The organism is Mesonia maritima, from assembly GCF_042433895.1.
GTDB classification, from domain to species: domain Bacteria; phylum Bacteroidota; class Bacteroidia; order Flavobacteriales; family Flavobacteriaceae; genus Mesonia; species Mesonia maritima.
In genome coordinates this window covers 207,647-223,809 of sequence record NZ_JBHLUA010000003.1, presented here as the reverse complement: position 1 = coordinate 223,809, position 16,163 = coordinate 207,647, and the positions used below count along the sequence as shown (strand labels likewise).

The window sequence follows — 16,163 nt, the reverse complement described above, 5'->3', positions numbered from 1 at the left end:
ATCAAAAATAAAAATATAACTTATTATTTTGTTTAAAAAATTAGTTAAAAGATTAAACAATATTTTTTATTTAAATTTAATTATGGATTGAATTAAGATTTAAAGTTAAATAGTAATCTTTTTAATGGCTTTATTATTTACTATTTTGGAGTTATTCTGAAAATTATATTGGCTAGATGAAAACGCACTTTTACTAGTAGCTTTCGGACTAAAAATTTTAGCGATTTTATTAACGATTTGGAAGATTTTAATAAGACGCGAGTTTAAATAGATAAGTGAATTCTGAGAAAAAGAATGAGAAATGAGATATTCTTCAGAAGAATAATAGTTATTGATTAAAAACTAATTATTTTTTCTGTAGGTTTTGTAAAAAGAATTGAATTTAAAAAAGTGCCCAGGATGGGAGTCGAACCCATACGCCCTAATGGACACATGGCCCTCAACCATGCCTGTCTACCAGTTCCAGCACCTGGGCTCAGGTTCTCTGCGGAAATTTCTATAAATATGAAGAACAAGAAGTGATCTGGCTGGGGCTCGAACCCAGGACCCTCTCCTTAAAAGGGAGATGCTCTACCAACTGAGCTACCAGATCGTTTGGTAATATCAATAAAAAGTGATCTGGCTGGGGCTCGAACCCAGGACCCTCTCCTTAAAAGGGAGATGCTCTACCAACTGAGCTACCAGATCAAAAAAATATCCGCTGTGCGAATGCGGGTGCAAATATAAAACCTATTATTAATTTATCAAGTCAAAATTGCTATAAATTTGTAAAACTTTAAAAAAACTTCAAATTTCGGTAAATTATAGGGTATGAAAATAGTTTTATGTGGTTATATGGGAAGCGGAAAGAGCAGTGTTGGTAAATTGTTAGCCAGTGAATTAGGCTTAGAATTTATAGAATTAGATCAGGAAATTGAAAAAATAGAGAAAAGATATATTTCTGAAATATTTTCTGAAAAAAGTGAGATTTATTTCAGAAAAAAGGAAAGTGAGGTCTTAAAAAATGTATTGAAAGAAGAAAAATCGATGGTAATTTCACTGGGAGGCGGCACGCCTTGTTATGCGAATAATCTTGAAATTCTTCAACAGAATGAAGAAGTAACTTTAATTTATTTAAAAGTTTCCGTAGAAAAGTTAACTGATCGTTTATTTTCAGAAAAAGCTACACGTCCTTTAATTGCAGAAATTTCTTCAGAAGAAAAACTGGAAGAATTTATACGTAAACATTTATTCGAGCGTCAGTTTTATTATATGCAAAGTGATTTAATTTTAGATACTACAACTATGAAGCTAACTGAAATTGTCGCTATTTTAAAAGAAAAATTAATGTAATTCAACTTTATTGGGCTCGTCAAAACTAACTCGAACCATTTCACTTAAAGAAGTGGAAAGGGAAATTCCTTTAAAATCAGCTTTTACAGGATATTTTTTATGACTTCGATCGACCAAAACAGCGGTTTGGAATTTTTTCAGCGGAACTTCTAAAAAATGTTTTACACCGTAAATTAAAGTTGTCCCGGAATTTAAAACATCATCTACTAAAATAATTGATTTGTTCTCGTAATCGGTAGAAGAAAGTGAAGTTTTTACAGCATTTAACGGCTTTTTCTTGTCAATTTTCACTTCACAGATTAAAATTTTTATGGGTGAAATTTCTTCGAGAAGCGTTTTTAGTTTTTTGGCAAGTTCAAAACCATTACTTGCAATACCGGCAATTATAATTTCTTTTTCATCGAGATTGCTTTCATAAATTTGATAAGCAATTCTTCTTATTTTTTGCTGAATTTGATGCTGATTTAAAATAAGGGTAGTGGCAGTTTGCTTCATAATTATTTTTTTCAAAGATACTTAAATTAGTAACTAAATTTCTTCTTCTGGACCGTTTTCAAACCAATCATCAATATCGCGTCTGTCTTTTTTGGTTGGGCGTCCTGTTCCTTTTTTACGATAATAATCTTTTGAATATTTTAATAAATCTAATTTTTCCAAATTCTCTTTTGGTGTAATGTCATTGGCATAAATATTTACCAATTTAGCGCCAACCCTAGATTCTGGAATATCTAAAACTTCAACAATATAATTAATTTGATTTTTCCGAACCTCAATTTTATCGGTAGGAAAAACTTCCCGCGAAGGTTTCACTTTATCATTATTTACACTTACGTGTCCTTTTTTACAGGCATTTGTCGCAATACTCCGTGTTTTAAAATAACGTATGCACCACAAATATTTATCAACTCTCATAGGCAAAGTATTTAATTGTAATTCACTTCAACAAAAATATAAGAAAATTGTATCTTGCACCCTCAAAAATAAGCAATGATGAAATTAATAAAAATAAGCTTCTTCGTACTATTATCTCTTTTTATTGCATGTTCTCCAGATGACGATAATGGCGTAAAATTAAGAGATCAAGCTGAAGTTGCCGCAGAAGACCAACTTGAAATTGTAGAATACTTAGAAACACATTATTTTCAATTAATTCCTGTTGCCGGAAATACAGACTATCGAGAAATTAAATTCTTTGAAATTACTGAAGAAACACCAGATGAAACACCATTAATCGATTCGGAGTTTTTAAAGTCTAAAATAATAACCCAGAATGAAGTAGATTATACACTATATTATTTACAGGTTAGACAAGGCGCAGAAACTGAATATAAGCCAAGTTTTGCTGATCAAGTAATAACGACATTTAAATTAGAAACTTTAGAGGGAGAATTAGCCAATGAAACGGTTACTCCAGTAAAATTAGATTTACCAATAACCGATATTGCCAGAAGAGGTTTTTCTGAAGGTTTAACAGAATTTAGAGGCGCTTCTGAAGTGACTGAAAATGCAGATGGAACCGTAACTTATTCTGATGATTACGGAATTGGCGCTGTATTTGTTCCTTCAGGTTTGGCATATTTTGCAAATCCACCGCTTTCATCGCCTATTGGTCAATATGAACCTATTATTTATTCATTTCAGTTATATAAAGGAATTCAGACCGATCACGATAACGATGGAATTCCTTCAGAATATGAAGACTTAAATGATGATGGTGTTTTAAATAGCGATGATAATTCTAACCGAGACAATCAAGAAAATTTTATAGATCCAGATGACGATGGTGATGGGATTCTGACTGCCGATGAAATTGAAGTAAACGATTTAAATGGCGATGGAATTATTACGTTAGATGAAATTAATTTTATCGACAGTAATAATGATGGAACGCCAGATTATTTAGATCCAGATATGTAATTCGGTAAAAAACTCAAAGTTTTAAATTTTAAAATAAAAGTACATTTCACCCGTTTCTACCAATGTAAATCTGTTTAGTTAACCCTATGGCAAAAAATCGGGTACTTTTTTTACTTCTTATATTTTTTTGCTCCACTGCAATTGCGCAAATAGGAGGGAAGTATACCTATCAGTTTTTAAATTTGGTAGCTTCTCCACGGCAAGCAGCATTAGGCGGAAAAAACTTTACGATTTACGATTACGATCCTACTTCAGCAATTTTTAATCCCGCGACGATTAATGCTAAAATGGACAATCAACTTTCTGTAAATTATGTGAATTATCTGGGTGATGTAAATTATGGAACGGCTTCTTATGCCTATTTATACGATAGAAGAACACAAGTTTTTCATACCAGCGTAAATTATATAAACTACGGAACTTTTGACGGTTATAATGAATTTGGAGAATCGACCGGAGAATTTGGTGGTGGCGAAGTAGCACTTTCCTTTGGCTACGCGTATAACATTCCATTTTCAGATTTTTATATCGGTGCAAACTTAAAATTAATCTCTTCCAAATTAGAGCAATATACATCGCTTGGTGGAGCGGTAGATCTTGGTATTACTTATTATTATGAAGATTGGGATTTAGTGGTTTCCGGTGTAGTGAGAAACGCAGGAACGCAATTTACGGCTTATGATGAAGTGTATGAAAAACTTCCGTTAGAAGTCGGTTTAGGAATTTCTCAACAAGTAAAAGATATTCCAATTCGATGGCACGTAACTTTAGAAAACTTACAACAGTGGAAGTTAGCTTTTAGAAATACGGCCAGAGATGAAACCGATTTAGAAGGAAATGTGCAAGCAAACGACCCTGGTTTTTTTAATAATATTTTGCGACACACTATTTTAGGGGTGGAACTTTTTCCTGAAGGCGGTTTTAATATTCGTTTAGGCTATAACTTTAGAAGAGGGGAAGAATTAAGAATTGAAGACCAACGTTCTTTTGCGGGCTTAAGTGGCGGTTTTTCTGTTAAATTTAATAAACTTCGCTTAAGTTATACCTACGCACGTTACAATAGTGCGGCAAGTTCCAGCTTTTTTGGGTTGAATTTAGATTTGAATTAAGTTAGTTAAAGCTAAAGCCTATATTAAATTTTAGAGCAATATTATCTTCAAAATCTTCTAAATGATAATTTCCATAGCGATAAAAAGCTCCGGCGCCAAATGTAATGAAACCTACATCAAAGTAATTCAATTTTAAAAGTCTTCCTAATTCCAATCCACCTTCTAAATAAATATCTTCTTTGGTTTCGAAATTATAAAGGACGTAGTCGTTATTTAAATCTCCCCAGCCTAAATTGTGATGAACAATAATTTCCGGATTAAATTTTCCGGATTTAAATAATAAAGAACCAAAATTGTGGCTTAAAAATACATCTACATAACGATCACTTAAAAATTCATAAGGCAACATCGTTTGGAAAGTATTTTCAATTACTACCGGGAAATCATCATCGTGGCTTCCTTCGCCGGTAAATAATAAGTTTCGAGGTAAAACTTCATCTATATAACCCGCTTGAATTCTATAAGAAGTCTTTCCGAAGTTTTTTAGAAAAACATTTTGCTCAATTCTCGCTTCTATTTTGTGGTAGTTAAAATCACCTTCAAATGAACCGTCAAATCCTTGAGTGTATTGCAAAGTAAGAATAGGGAATTGGGTACCTAAACTCGTTTTTTGATAAGGAGTTTGTATAAACTTTTCGCCATACGCATAGCGTAGTTTTATAGAAGCACTTGTATGGTAAAATGGATTGAAATTATAATCTGGTGCTTCAAAAGTATAATTATTGAGTGGTGTAATTTTAGCCTGATTTAATTCAATTTCAGTTAATAAGTATTTAAAACTTCTAAAACCACCGGAGAAGCTGTATTTTTGAATATGGTCTACTTTTTCGATCATAAAATCACGTAGGCCATTAAATATTTCTTCAGAAAGCGATAAACCATAACTGCCAATTTCTTGAATATCGTCCTGATAAGCAGCTTTGACAAAAATATCATTATCCTTAGAAATGATGTATTTTGCACTTAGGCCATATTTCCATTTGTAATCATTAAAACCATAACCAAAGTAACCTCCTAATTCTGTATTTTTGATTAGGTTTTCATTTGTATATAATCCTGCTCCAAGTCTTGTGCCTTCATGTTTATTGTAACCAAACAATTTTGTTAGATCTAAGTCTATCTTGCCAATTGGTATTTTACCCTGTGGAAGTTTATTTGTATAAGAAATAATTTTATCTATTTTCAATTTTTCGCCTAAACTATCTACTACACGATAGGTAATGCTTTCCTCTTCGCTTAACGGAACGGTCCTGTTGGTTTCCCAATATAAATTGTCTTTTTTAGTAGCTTCTTCATCTATTTTTAAGACTACCGCAGAAAAATTTTTGGTGGTTAAATTAGGCTGAAGGTTTACATTGCGGATGTAACTTTTTCCTTCAGCAATAATGAAATTATTACTCTCGCCGGCATCAGTAGAAAACTTTAATGAATAATTTAATTGTTCGGGAAACCATACCTTCTCCGGTAAATATTGATATTGTTGCTGAATTTTTAAATCCATTTTCATTTCTTCAAATGGCGTAGCGATTACATTTTGAATCGCATAGCCTTTTGTGTTGATATAAAGCAAGCCTTTTAATCCTTCAATATTTTTTCCTTCTTTAGGTTGAAATGAAATTAAATGAATTGTATCATTATTTTGAAGAAGCGTTTCTTTTAATTTATAATCGTATTTATTTAAAGCCCCATCACTTATAGGGTTTAAAAAATGCATGTCCATTAATTTAATTACTTCATCATAGAAAGAAAAAGGTTGCATGTTGGTAGCAATGGTGGTAAACATTGGGTTTTTAAATCCCGAAACTTTATTAGCAACGACCGTTTCATTGGTAAGTCTGGGGTGTTTAAACTCTTTTTTAGTGATAGATTCCATCACTAAAATATGGCCTCCTTTAAAAACTTTGTTAAAAGCAGAATCTATTTTTTTTCCATCGCTTTCCACATCAAAAATTACTTTGTTGTAATAATCGTGAGAAAATTCAGGTAAGTTTTCTGGGTGATTTTTCTCTCGATTAGCAATCACTTTTTTTATGATTGGAATAGCGGGATTTTCAGAACTAAGTATTATTTCGCTCAATTGTTCTTCCGATGGTTTTAAAGAAATATTAAGGGAAGAATCGCCAGTAGTAACTTTGATGACCTTTGTTTGAAAACCAATATAGGAGAATTTAAGTTCAGCAGAATTTTCATTCAATGCTATTGAAAATTTTCCGTCAATATCACTAATGGTTCCTATTGAAGGATTATTTTTAAAAGTTACGTTTACAAATGCTAGCGGCTCTTGTGTTTCTTCATTTACAATAATTCCTGAAATTTCTTGTTGAGCAAAAGAAATTAGCGTTATAAAAAACAGAAATAAACTCAATATATTTTTTACCATAAGAATAAGAGCCGTTTAATAAAAGGTGAGTTACTTTTATATTTTCTTCAAACTGATATAAATTAAATAACGCTCTTATTTATATATTATTATTCTTTTTCAATCGGTTTAAAACCGGAAGAATTTAATTCATATTGCATTCGTTTAAAATGACCGCTACCATAAACCAATGCAATTTTTTGTTGTTTTGAAAAACGGATTCGTTCTAAAATATATTCATTTCGCAATTGCATAACAACATAATCATTTTCATAGCTATCATCACAATTATATTTTTCATAAAGTCCGGTTTCCCAATCACAATCATTCAGTTTTATTTTAATTCGATCTTCTTCAAACCTTTTAATTAATTTATCAATCGGAATATCTACTTTATAATCACAATCGGTAATTCCGGTATTTTTCTTCGTTTGGTTTATATATTTTTTTGTGTTGCGAAAAGCACTTGGTAGTGATTTATTTTCCTTTTCTTTATAACCGTGCCCAAGATGAAATCCCATTAGTTTACGTATTTTTCGATATAAAGTATCTTTTTGTAAACTATCTAAATCATTTTCTTTAGTTAACGAAACACCTTCATAAAAAATAACAAAACCTTCATTTCTTAACGAATCTACTTTAAACTTTACTTGCTCATAAAATTTGGGCTTTGCAATATGAGTCATCGGTAAAAATGCTAAGGTTTTCCCCGTCATATTATGTTGTAAAACTTCAAGTTTAGGCTCATCTTTAATAAAAATATCCATTGCCAAACGTGTACAAGAAAAACATGCTAAACAAACAAAAAATAGGAAAAGTATTTTTTTCATTCTAAGGTTTGAAATTGGTGAGTTCTCTAAAATAGCATTATTTTCGCGTATCTAAAAACTGCTCACTTTGAAAAAAATAATCATCGCCATCGACGGGTTTTCATCTACAGGTAAAAGTACCGTAGCCAAACAATTAGCCAAAAAGTTAGGTTACGTTTATGTAGATACCGGCGCAATGTACCGAGCAGTTACGCTATATGCAATGCAACATAATTTCATTTCAAAAGAATATTTTAAAAAAGAAAAGCTTATAAATTCTTTAGCTGAAATTAAACTAGAATTTCATTTTAATACCGAAAAAGGTTTTGCTGAAATCTATTTAAACGGAAAAAATGTTGAAAACGAAATAAGAACCTTAAGCGTTTCACAATTCGTAAGTACAATTGCCGCAGTTCCTGAAGTTCGAAAAATGCAAGTAAAACAGCAACACGAACTTGGTGAGAAAAAAGGAATTGTTATGGATGGTCGCGATATCGGAACGGTAGTTTTTCCACAAGCAGAATTAAAAATTTTTATGACCGCTTCCGCGGAAACGCGTGCGAAACGTAGGTTTGATGAATTAATAGCAAAAGGTGAAAACGTTACCTTTCAAGAAGTAATTCAAAATATTGAAGAGCGCGATAAAGTTGATAGCTCCCGAAAAGATTCGCCTTTAAAAAAAGCTGAAGACGCCATTGTGGTCGATAATTCTCACTTAAATCCAGACGAACAATTCCAAAAAATTCTTCAGTTAGCAAAAGAAAAAATAAAAGCTTGAGGCTTAGTAAAATAGATTTCTTCTAAATATTTGAATATCAAAAAATAAGTTGTATTTTTGCACTCCTTTTTCGCGGCAATTCGGAAAGAGAAAGGGATAAAACTTAATTTTTATAAACGCTTCTATATTTAGCTGTTTAATTTTCCGAAGAAATATAGAATACAAATTTTTAGATCAGCAATGGCTGAAGAAAACAAAAACACTAAAATTCAGGAAGTAGAAGGAATGAAAACCGATTCTCAACCGGCACCTTCTAAACAACAAGAAAATCCTGAAAAATTCTTAGAAGAATTTAACTGGCACAATTACCAAGAAGGAATCGACCCGATTGATGATAAAAAGCTAGAAGAATTCGAACAATTAGTAGCAGAAAACTTTGTAGACACATTAGATGACGAAGTTGTAGAAGGAACTGTAATTAATATTACAGATCGTGACGCAATTATAGATATCAATGCAAAAAGTGAAGGTGTTGTTTCATTAAACGAATTCCGTTACAACCCAGATCTTAAAGAAGGTGATAAAGTTGAAGTACTTATTGATGTGCGTGAAGACGCAACCGGTCAGTTAGTATTATCTCACCGTAAAGCGCGTGTTATCAAAGCTTGGGAACGCGTAAACAGAGCTCACGAAGAAGGAACTATTGTAAACGGTTTTGTAAAATGCCGTACAAAAGGTGGTATGATTGTAGACGTTTTTGGAATTGAAGCGTTCTTACCAGGTTCTCAAATTGATGTGAAGCCAATTAGAGATTACGATGCTTACGTAGGAAAAACAATGGAATTTAAAGTGGTGAAAATTAACCACGAATTTAAAAACGTTGTAGTTTCTCATAAAGCACTTATCGAGGCTGATATTGAAGAGCAGAAAAAAGAAATTATCGGTCAATTAGAAAAAGGTCAAGTATTAGAAGGTACTGTGAAGAATATTACTTCTTACGGTGTGTTTGTTGACCTTGGTGGAGTTGACGGATTAATCCATATTACAGACCTTTCTTGGTCAAGAATCAATCATCCAAACGAGATTGTAGAGCTTGATCAGAAATTGAATGTTGTAATCTTAGACTTCGATGAGGCTAAGACAAGAATTCAATTAGGTCTTAAGCAATTAAGCAAGCATCCTTGGGAAGCTTTAGATCAAGACTTAAAAGTTGGTGATAAAGTAAAAGGAAAAGTAGTTGTAATTGCAGATTACGGTGCGTTTATTGAAGTTGCAGAAGGTGTTGAAGGATTAATTCACGTTTCTGAAATGTCTTGGAGCACACACTTACGTTCAGCTCAAGATTTCGTAAATGTTGGTGATGAAGTTGAAGCGCAAATCTTAACTTTAGATAGAGAAGAGCGTAAAATGTCACTTGGTATTAAGCAATTAACGCCAGATCCATGGACAGATATTACTTCTAAATACCCAGTTGGTTCTCGTCACACAGGAGTAGTAAGAAACTTTACTAACTTTGGTGTATTCGTAGAATTAGAAGAAGGTATCGATGGTTTAATTTATATCTCAGACCTTTCTTGGACTAAGAAAATTAAGCATCCATCAGAATTTTGTAACGTTGGTGATAAGTTAGACGTTGTTGTTCTTGAACTTGATGTTGAAGGGCGTAAACTAAGCTTAGGTCACAAACAAACAGAAGATAACCCTTGGGATAAGTACGAGCAAGAGTTTGCAGTTGGAACAAAACATACTGCAAAAATCGATGAAATGGTAGATAAAGGAGCAACTATCGAATTTAATGAAGATATTACTGCTTTTGTACCAACTCGTCACTTAGAAAAAGAAGATGGTTCTAAACTAGGAAAAGGTGATGAAGCTGAATTTATAATCATTGAATTCAATAAAGAATTCAAGAGAGTTGTAGCATCACATATGTCTATTCATAAAGAAGAAGAGGCTAAAATTGTGAAGCAAGCAGCTAAGAAATCTCAGCAAGAAGACAAGCCAACCCTTGGTGATGCAAACGCAGATTTACAAGCCTTAAAAGATAGAATGGAAGGAAAATAATTTTCTAACTATTTTATAAATATATTAAAAACCCTTTCGAGCAATCGAAAGGGTTTTTTATTGGTTTGGATTTTTAAAAAGTGGAATTAGATACTGTTTTTAACTTTCATAAAAAGCTTTACAACTAAGAAGCACATAAAACCAAAAATTAAGCCCATGATAAATTCAGCGATAATCGAAGGAATTGCATGCGGAATAATATCATGTAGAAAATCTAAGTTATGAACAAAAATACCACCGGAAACTAAAATTAGTGCGATGGTACCAACAATAGTCAATCCTTTAATTACTTTGGGAAGCGCCGCAACTAGAAATTTTCCTAATTTTACTTTAAATCCAGATTTTTGATCACTTTTTTCAATTAAGTAATATCCGGCTTCATCCATTCTAACAATTAAAGCTACAATTCCGTAAACGCCAATTGTTGCAAGCATTGCAATAACACTAACCACAAGAATTTGTTCTACTATCGGTTCGCCAACAACCGTTCCAAGGGCGATAATTACAATTTCTACCGACAATATAAAATCGGTTACGATAGCAGATTTTACGCGTTCTTTTTCAATTGCAAGAATTTCTTCTTTGGTTTTCGCTTCTTTAAGCTCTTCCTTTTTAGATTCGGTATGTGGAACAAAAAAATGATAAATTTTTTCGGCTCCTTCAAAGCCTAAATATAAACCACCGAGAAGTAAAATAATGGTGATTGCGATGGGCAAAAAAGCACTTAATAAAAATGCGATGGGTAAAATAATAAGTTTATTCAGTAATGAGCCTTTAGTAATTGCCCAAAGTACCGGTATTTCCCGAGAAGAAACAAAGCCCGATGCTTTTTCAGCATTTACAGCTAAATCGTCTCCTAAAATACCGGCTGTTTTTTTTGCGGCTACTTTGCTCATTGTAGCCACATCGTCCATTAAGGCAGCAATATCATCTAATATTGCAAAAATTCCTGATGCCATAAATTTATTGAGGTTGAATCTTTAAAAACTTATAGAGATCTTACTTTTTTAAGTTTCTCTTTCCACGTAGCTAATTGTTCTTTGTGGCGTTTTATGTTATTAATAACCTCTTTTACCAACGGATTGCTTTCGTCTGCATTCGAGAAAAATTGCATATTATTTTCTAACTGATTGATTTCAGCTTTGGTTTCGGTAATTTTTTTCCGTAAGAAAAATTCTTCTTTTTCAATTTTTCGATCATCGTCGGCTTCATCTAAGGCTTGAATTCTATTTTCATATTTCATCATTTCAGCCTGCTTTTTATCAACATCTAATTGACTGAAAAGATGATCGAGCGCTTTGTTGAATTTTCCTTCGATATAGCGTTTATTATAGGGTACGCGACCAAGTTCTTTCCATTTTGCAATTTGCTCTTTAATGGTAGAAAGGTCTTTTTTGTGCTCGCCCGATAATTCTAAATTTTTAGTTTCTTCTAATAATTCTTTTTTATTATCAAAAGCTTCCAATTCTTCCTTATTTTCTTCTTTCCGCGAAGCGTGCATTTTATCGAAATAATGGTTGCAAGCTTTTTTAAAGCGTTTCCAAATTTTATCGCTGTCTTTTCGAGGAACGTGACCAATTTTTTTCCAATCGTCCTGAATTTTTTTCATGATTGGAGTCACTTCTTTGTAATCCTCACTATCTTGATGTTTTTCAGCAATTTCGACAAGCGCTAATTTCTTCTCTAAATTTTCGTATTGGTCTTTTTTAAGGTTTTTATAAAAAGCGTTTTTCTTTCTGTTGAATTTTCTAACCGCTTCTTTAAATGCAGACCACGTTTCTTCATTTACATTACGCGGCACTTTTCCCGCTTTAAAAAATGATTCTCGAAGATTTTCAATTTTTTTAATATTTTGCTGCGCTTGATTGTGAGCGTTAATATCTTGCTCGGCGATTTCTTCAATATTTTTAATAATGTCTTGTTTTACCTCAAGATTTTTTTCTTTTTCTTTATCGAGTTCAGCAAAATGCGCTTGTCTATTTTCGTGAATTTGTTTGGTAGCTTCACTAAATTTATCCCAAATATCTTCCCGGTATTCTTTGGCAACGGGTCCGAGATCTTCTTTCCACATTTTGTGAAGCATTTGTAATTCTCTAAATGCTCGATTAATGTTTTTTTCTTGGGCAAGCTCTTCTGCACGAGCGATAATCTTTAATTTTTGTTCAAGATTATGCTTAAAATCCATATCTCTAAACTCGCGATCGAGATGAAGAAAATCGTAAAAATGTTCTACGTGATGATGGTAAGTTCGCCAAATATCTTTGTACTCTTCACGCGGAACGGGTCCAGCTTTTTTCCAGCGATCTTGTAATTCTTTAAATTGCTGAAAATTGCTGTTCATATCTGCGCCGACGCCAATCATTCCTTTTAATTCTTCAATTATTCCTAGGCGTTGTTTTAAATTTTCGTTGAGGTTTTGTTTAAGCTCTTGGTAATATTTATTTCGTTTTTCTTTATAATCGAAATAAACGGTATTGAATTCTTTTTTTACGGGACTCGAGTAGTGAAAATCGATAATGTTTCCACCTTCTTCCAGAAAATCTTCTTTTTTCTGTTCCATTTCTTCTTCAAACTTCGCATCGAATTCCGTTTTTATTTCTTGAACGTGTTCGCGAATGGCTTGAATTTTTTCATTTTTTACCAGGCGTGAAAGTTCGCTTACCAATTCGCCCATATTCATGGCGTGGTAATCTTTCATTTCTATGTCGTGGCGTTTTCCGTTTTCTTCATCTTCACTATCTTCAGCAAGCGAATCGTCCATTTCTTCATGGACATCTTTGTCTTTTGAAGAATCTTCATTTTCTTCAGCTTTTACAGGAGTTTCTTCAGTTTTATCTGAATTTTCTTCTGTATTTTCTGAAACTTCTTCAACTACCGCTTGTTCTGTATTAGAAGGTAGGTTTTCTTCTTCAGAAATTTTTTCAGGAGAAGGTTTTTCTTCAGTTGAATTTTGATCTTCAGAAGTTTTTTGCTGTTCTTCTTGTGCTTTTTTTGCTTCTTCGCTTTCCGGATTTTTTTGCTCTTCAGACATATCTTTCAATGTTTAGGTTCAATTAATTATAGACTTGAAAGATAGTAACTCCCGTTATACTCTGCAAAAAAAAGTAAGAAATGCTTTTGTAAAGCTACATTTTAGCGTTCATTCCAAATATTCCAGGCTTGTTCGGCTTGATATTCCAGCATTTTTTGTCCATTAGAAATTTTACTTCCTTGTTTTTTTCCGTTTGCTAAAAATGTGGTAAGTGGCGGATTGTAAACTAAATCGTACAAAAGATGACGATTATTTAAATATTTATACGGAATTGCCGGCGCATCATTTATATTGGGTGAAGTTCCTAACGGCGTACAATTTATAATTAACGGATGGTTTTGAATGATTTCTTCCGTTAAGTTTTTATAAGAAAGCTGATTGTTTTTTGAGTTTCGTGAAACTTGCTGAAATTCTATTCCCAATGAGTTTAACGCGTGCGTAACAGCTTTAGAAGCGCCGCCTGTTCCTAAAACGAGGGCTTGCGTGTGTTGTTTTTCCAGCAGTGGAAATAAAGATTTCATAAAACCTAAACAATCGGTATTGTAGCCAATTAATTTTTGACCTTCAATTTTTATGGTATTTACCGCTCCAATTTTATAGGCTTCTCCATCTATAGAATCGAGGTAGGGGAGTACCGCTTCTTTATAAGGAATGGTGACGTTTAAGCCTTTTAATTTTTCTTTTTTGGTGATTTTTTTTAGCTCTTCAATCGTATCGATATCAAAATTTTGATAAGTGGCATCGATGTTTTGAGCTGCAAATTTTTTCTCGAAATAATTCTTGGAGAAGGAATATGAAATGTTCTTACCTATTAAACCAAATTTATTCATGAGAAGTTGAATTTTTATTTCCGTAGCGTTCTAAACCAATTACTATTAGAATTCCTATTATAATAAAAAAAATGGCAATCCAAGTGCTTGAATCTTGAATAGTTGGAATATATCGGTCATAATTATCCAATACTGCATTTCCGTTAGCATCTCTTAAGATTTCACCAGAAATATTTTTCTTAAAAATTTTTTCTTTCCACGGCCAAACTACACCCAAAGATCCGGTAATAAAACCAATAATTACAGCGTAGGTTGTATTTTTATAATGCTTTAAAACATAACCCAACAGATGCGATAAAGTTACTAAACCAACTACCGAACCCGCGGTAAATGAACTTAAAACTTGCAACAAACGTATACGTTCTGAATTTTCAGTAAACGAAAAATCTAATTTTACAAGATCGGTTATCGTATCAAATAAAGCGTTAACAGAATCGACTAAAAGTAATACATAATTTCCGATTAAAATAAGAATAAACGAACCGGAAAGTCCCGGAAGTGTCATTCCAGAAACACCAATAATTCCACAGAAAAAGACAAACCAAAGATTGTCGTTTTCGGTAGCGGGTTCGAGTAAACTTATACCGACACCAGCTACAATTCCTATAAAAATAAAAATTAGATTTTTTACCGATTTTAGCCTGAAATCTTTCCCGATATAATAAATAGAGCCGATAATCATTCCGAAGAAAGTCGCCCAAACATAAAGTTCGTAATGTTCGATTAAAAAGTCTAAAATTTTAGAAACACTAAAATAACTAATGATCATTCCGAGCATTAGTAGCCCTAAAAATTTTCCATTGATGTAGCGGTACAAACTATGCCATCTTCCTTTTAGTAATAAGAAAAATGCTTTTCCGTTTACTTTTTGAAGCGAATAAATAAATTCTTCGTAAAAACCGACCACAAAAGCAACCACGCCACCGGAAACGCCGGGAACTTTATTGGCGGCTCCCATTGCTAAGCCTTTTAGTACAAGAAAAAATTTATCTTTAAACGTCCGTGTTTGCTGCATTTGTTTCTGGCTTCTTTTCAGCTAATTTCTCTAAAATAAGGATTAAAAAGAAACCGGCAAGCATTAAAATTATCGCAAACCATAATTGCGGATCTTCGTTATAATTCCAAGGTAAAACCGACTGTTCTTTCGTTACAATTTCTTTATCGTCTAAGGTTATACTTTCTAAAACTTCTTTCCACGGCCAAATTTTATTTAAAGAACCGGCGATAAAACCGGTAAGAACCGCCAACGTAATTGTTTTATAATAGGTAAATAACCATTTTAAAAGTTTAGAAAATGCTAAAAGACCACAAATTGCTCCTAAACCGACAAGGCCAATTTTTTTAAAATTGAAATCGTGAACTGCTTGCGTAATTTCTTGATAAGCGCCTAGTAAAACTAAAATAAAAGCACCTGAAATTCCGGGTAAAATCATAGCGCAAACGGCTAAAGAACCAGAGAAAAACAAATAAATTAAGCTATTATCTGAAGAAGCTACAGGAATTGTAGTTACGTAATATGCTGCAACCGCGCCAATAATTAAAGCCGCGACAGATTTTATATTCCATTGTTCAATTTGTCTGCCAACGTACCAAATACTGGCAATTACCAAACCAAAGAAAAACGACCAAATTAAAATAGGATGATGTTCTAACAGGTAATTTGCCAAACGCATTAACGTAAATACGCTAATTAAAATTCCGCTAAGTAAGGCCAGAACAAAATTACCGTTAAAGCTTTTCCACATTTCTTTAAAACCGTGGTTTTTCCACGTTTTTAAAAGTGATAAATTTACATTGCTTATACTGGTAATTAATTCTTCGTAAATTCCTGAAATAAAAGCGATTGTTCCGCCCGAAACGCCGGGAACCGTATCTGCCGCACCCATTGCAATTCCCTTTAATGAAACAATAAAGTAATCTTTAAAACTTCTTTCTTGCATAGTTTGTAAGTGAAGCGATAAAAGTAATAAATTCTATACAGTTGAAGTTTTTAG

At 32.8% G+C, this 16,163-nt stretch carries 14 protein-coding genes and 3 tRNA genes; 5 read left to right on the top strand and 12 right to left on the bottom strand.

Annotated features, from left to right (window positions below; translation table 11 throughout):
* Nucleotides 1-391: 391 nt before the first annotated feature.
* From ACFFGL_RS02030 to ACFFGL_RS02020, 3 genes are all read right to left on the bottom strand, one after another.
* Nucleotides 392-475: transfer RNA gene (locus ACFFGL_RS02030), tRNA-Leu, on the bottom strand.
* Nucleotides 476-519: 44 nt separating this feature from the next.
* A tRNA-Lys gene (locus tag ACFFGL_RS02025) sits at nt 520-592 on the bottom strand.
* Nucleotides 593-614: 22 nt separating this feature from the next.
* Nucleotides 615-687, bottom strand: a tRNA-Lys gene (locus ACFFGL_RS02020).
* A gap of 123 nt (nt 688-810) precedes the next feature.
* Here ACFFGL_RS02020 and ACFFGL_RS02015 point away from each other — a divergent pair.
* The gene (locus tag ACFFGL_RS02015; protein WP_309727359.1) at nt 811-1,332 is read left to right on the top strand and encodes a shikimate kinase; all 522 of its coding nucleotides are present in this window, start codon (nt 811-813) and stop codon (nt 1,330-1,332) included.
* Here ACFFGL_RS02015 and ACFFGL_RS02010 read toward each other — a convergent pair.
* Both ACFFGL_RS02010 and ACFFGL_RS02005 read right to left on the bottom strand, forming a co-directional pair.
* A complete protein-coding gene (locus ACFFGL_RS02010) occupies nt 1,324-1,827 on the bottom strand; it encodes a phosphoribosyltransferase family protein (protein ID WP_309727358.1) in 504 nt (167 codons plus the stop codon). The two genes, ACFFGL_RS02015 and ACFFGL_RS02010, sit on opposite strands and share 9 nt — an antisense overlap.
* A gap of 33 nt (nt 1,828-1,860) precedes the next feature.
* Nucleotides 1,861-2,244, bottom strand: coding sequence for an RNA-binding S4 domain-containing protein (locus ACFFGL_RS02005; protein WP_309727357.1), 384 nt, complete (start codon nt 2,242-2,244; stop codon nt 1,861-1,863).
* Between the two features lie 75 nt (nt 2,245-2,319).
* Here ACFFGL_RS02005 and ACFFGL_RS02000 point away from each other — a divergent pair, with 75 nt between their 5' ends.
* Nucleotides 2,320-3,249, top strand: a complete 930-nt coding sequence (locus ACFFGL_RS02000; protein WP_309727356.1) for an FKBP-type peptidyl-prolyl cis-trans isomerase — start codon at nt 2,320-2,322, stop codon at nt 3,247-3,249.
* An 86-nt stretch (nt 3,250-3,335) separates the two neighbouring features.
* The gene (porQ, locus tag ACFFGL_RS01995; protein ID WP_309727355.1) at nt 3,336-4,358 is read left to right on the top strand and encodes a type IX secretion system protein PorQ; all 1,023 of its coding nucleotides are present in this window, start codon (nt 3,336-3,338) and stop codon (nt 4,356-4,358) included.
* Between the two features lies 1 nt (nt 4,359).
* Here porQ and ACFFGL_RS01990 read toward each other — a convergent pair whose 3' ends face one another.
* The gene (locus ACFFGL_RS01990) at nt 4,360-6,738 is read right to left on the bottom strand and encodes a DUF5686 and carboxypeptidase-like regulatory domain-containing protein (protein WP_309727354.1); all 2,379 of its coding nucleotides are present in this window, start codon (nt 6,736-6,738) and stop codon (nt 4,360-4,362) included.
* 89 nt (nt 6,739-6,827) lie between these two features.
* Nucleotides 6,828-7,547, bottom strand: a complete 720-nt coding sequence (locus ACFFGL_RS01985) for a hypothetical protein (RefSeq protein ID WP_309727353.1) — start codon at nt 7,545-7,547, stop codon at nt 6,828-6,830.
* 67 nt (nt 7,548-7,614) lie between these two features.
* Here ACFFGL_RS01985 and cmk point away from each other — a divergent pair, with 67 nt between their 5' ends.
* A complete protein-coding gene (gene cmk, locus ACFFGL_RS01980; protein WP_309727352.1) occupies nt 7,615-8,304 on the top strand; it encodes a (d)CMP kinase in 690 nt (229 codons plus the stop codon).
* Between the two features lie 180 nt (nt 8,305-8,484).
* Nucleotides 8,485-10,308 (top strand): 30S ribosomal protein S1, encoded by a 1,824-nt coding sequence (rpsA, locus tag ACFFGL_RS01975; RefSeq protein WP_309727351.1) that lies wholly within the window; start codon nt 8,485-8,487, stop codon nt 10,306-10,308.
* A gap of 86 nt (nt 10,309-10,394) precedes the next feature.
* On the opposite strand, the gene ACFFGL_RS01970 is transcribed toward rpsA, so the two are convergent.
* The 5 genes from ACFFGL_RS01970 to ACFFGL_RS01950 all read right to left on the bottom strand — a co-directional run bounded on the left by ACFFGL_RS01970 (nt 10,395) and on the right by ACFFGL_RS01950 (nt 16,109).
* The gene (locus ACFFGL_RS01970; protein WP_309727350.1) at nt 10,395-11,267 is read right to left on the bottom strand and encodes a DUF808 domain-containing protein; all 873 of its coding nucleotides are present in this window, start codon (nt 11,265-11,267) and stop codon (nt 10,395-10,397) included.
* Between the two features lie 29 nt (nt 11,268-11,296).
* A complete protein-coding gene (locus ACFFGL_RS01965) occupies nt 11,297-13,339 on the bottom strand; it encodes a DUF349 domain-containing protein (protein ID WP_309727349.1) in 2,043 nt (680 codons plus the stop codon).
* A gap of 101 nt (nt 13,340-13,440) precedes the next feature.
* Entirely contained in the window at nt 13,441-14,169 is a 729-nt protein-coding gene (locus tag ACFFGL_RS01960) for a shikimate dehydrogenase family protein (protein ID WP_309727348.1), read from the bottom strand.
* Nucleotides 14,162-15,184 (bottom strand): DUF368 domain-containing protein, encoded by a 1,023-nt coding sequence (locus ACFFGL_RS01955; protein ID WP_309727347.1) that lies wholly within the window; start codon nt 15,182-15,184, stop codon nt 14,162-14,164. Before ACFFGL_RS01955 ends, ACFFGL_RS01960 begins: the two co-directional genes overlap by 8 nt.
* Nucleotides 15,162-16,109 carry a DUF368 domain-containing protein gene (locus ACFFGL_RS01950; protein ID WP_309727346.1) on the bottom strand — a complete coding sequence of 316 codons (948 nt, stop codon included), beginning with the start codon at nt 16,107-16,109 and terminating at the stop codon, nt 15,162-15,164. Before ACFFGL_RS01950 ends, ACFFGL_RS01955 begins: the two co-directional genes overlap by 23 nt.
* Nucleotides 16,110-16,163: the final 54 nt, after the last annotated feature.

What these genes read in the sequence shown, in the direction of transcription:
- ACFFGL_RS02015 (WP_309727359.1), top strand. Translation starts at nt 811, where the DNA reads ATGAAAATAGTTTTATGTGGTTATATGGGAAGCGGAAAGAGCAGTGTT.
- ACFFGL_RS02010 (WP_309727358.1), bottom strand. Translation starts at nt 1,827, where the DNA reads ATGAAGCAAACTGCCACTACCCTTATTTTAAATCAGCATCAAATTCAG.
- ACFFGL_RS02005 (WP_309727357.1), bottom strand. Translation starts at nt 2,244, where the DNA reads ATGAGAGTTGATAAATATTTGTGGTGCATACGTTATTTTAAAACACGG.
- ACFFGL_RS02000 (WP_309727356.1), top strand. Translation starts at nt 2,320, where the DNA reads ATGATGAAATTAATAAAAATAAGCTTCTTCGTACTATTATCTCTTTTT.
- porQ (WP_309727355.1), top strand. Translation starts at nt 3,336, where the DNA reads ATGGCAAAAAATCGGGTACTTTTTTTACTTCTTATATTTTTTTGCTCC.
- ACFFGL_RS01990 (WP_309727354.1), bottom strand. Translation starts at nt 6,738, where the DNA reads ATGGTAAAAAATATATTGAGTTTATTTCTGTTTTTTATAACGCTAATT.
- ACFFGL_RS01985 (WP_309727353.1), bottom strand. Translation starts at nt 7,547, where the DNA reads ATGAAAAAAATACTTTTCCTATTTTTTGTTTGTTTAGCATGTTTTTCT.
- rpsA (WP_309727351.1), top strand. Translation starts at nt 8,485, where the DNA reads ATGGCTGAAGAAAACAAAAACACTAAAATTCAGGAAGTAGAAGGAATG.
- ACFFGL_RS01970 (WP_309727350.1), bottom strand. Translation starts at nt 11,267, where the DNA reads ATGGCATCAGGAATTTTTGCAATATTAGATGATATTGCTGCCTTAATG.
- ACFFGL_RS01965 (WP_309727349.1), bottom strand. Translation starts at nt 13,339, where the DNA reads ATGTCTGAAGAGCAAAAAAATCCGGAAAGCGAAGAAGCAAAAAAAGCA.
- ACFFGL_RS01960 (WP_309727348.1), bottom strand. Translation starts at nt 14,169, where the DNA reads ATGAATAAATTTGGTTTAATAGGTAAGAACATTTCATATTCCTTCTCC.
- ACFFGL_RS01955 (WP_309727347.1), bottom strand. Translation starts at nt 15,184, where the DNA reads ATGCAGCAAACACGGACGTTTAAAGATAAATTTTTTCTTGTACTAAAA.
- ACFFGL_RS01950 (WP_309727346.1), bottom strand. Translation starts at nt 16,109, where the DNA reads ATGCAAGAAAGAAGTTTTAAAGATTACTTTATTGTTTCATTAAAGGGA.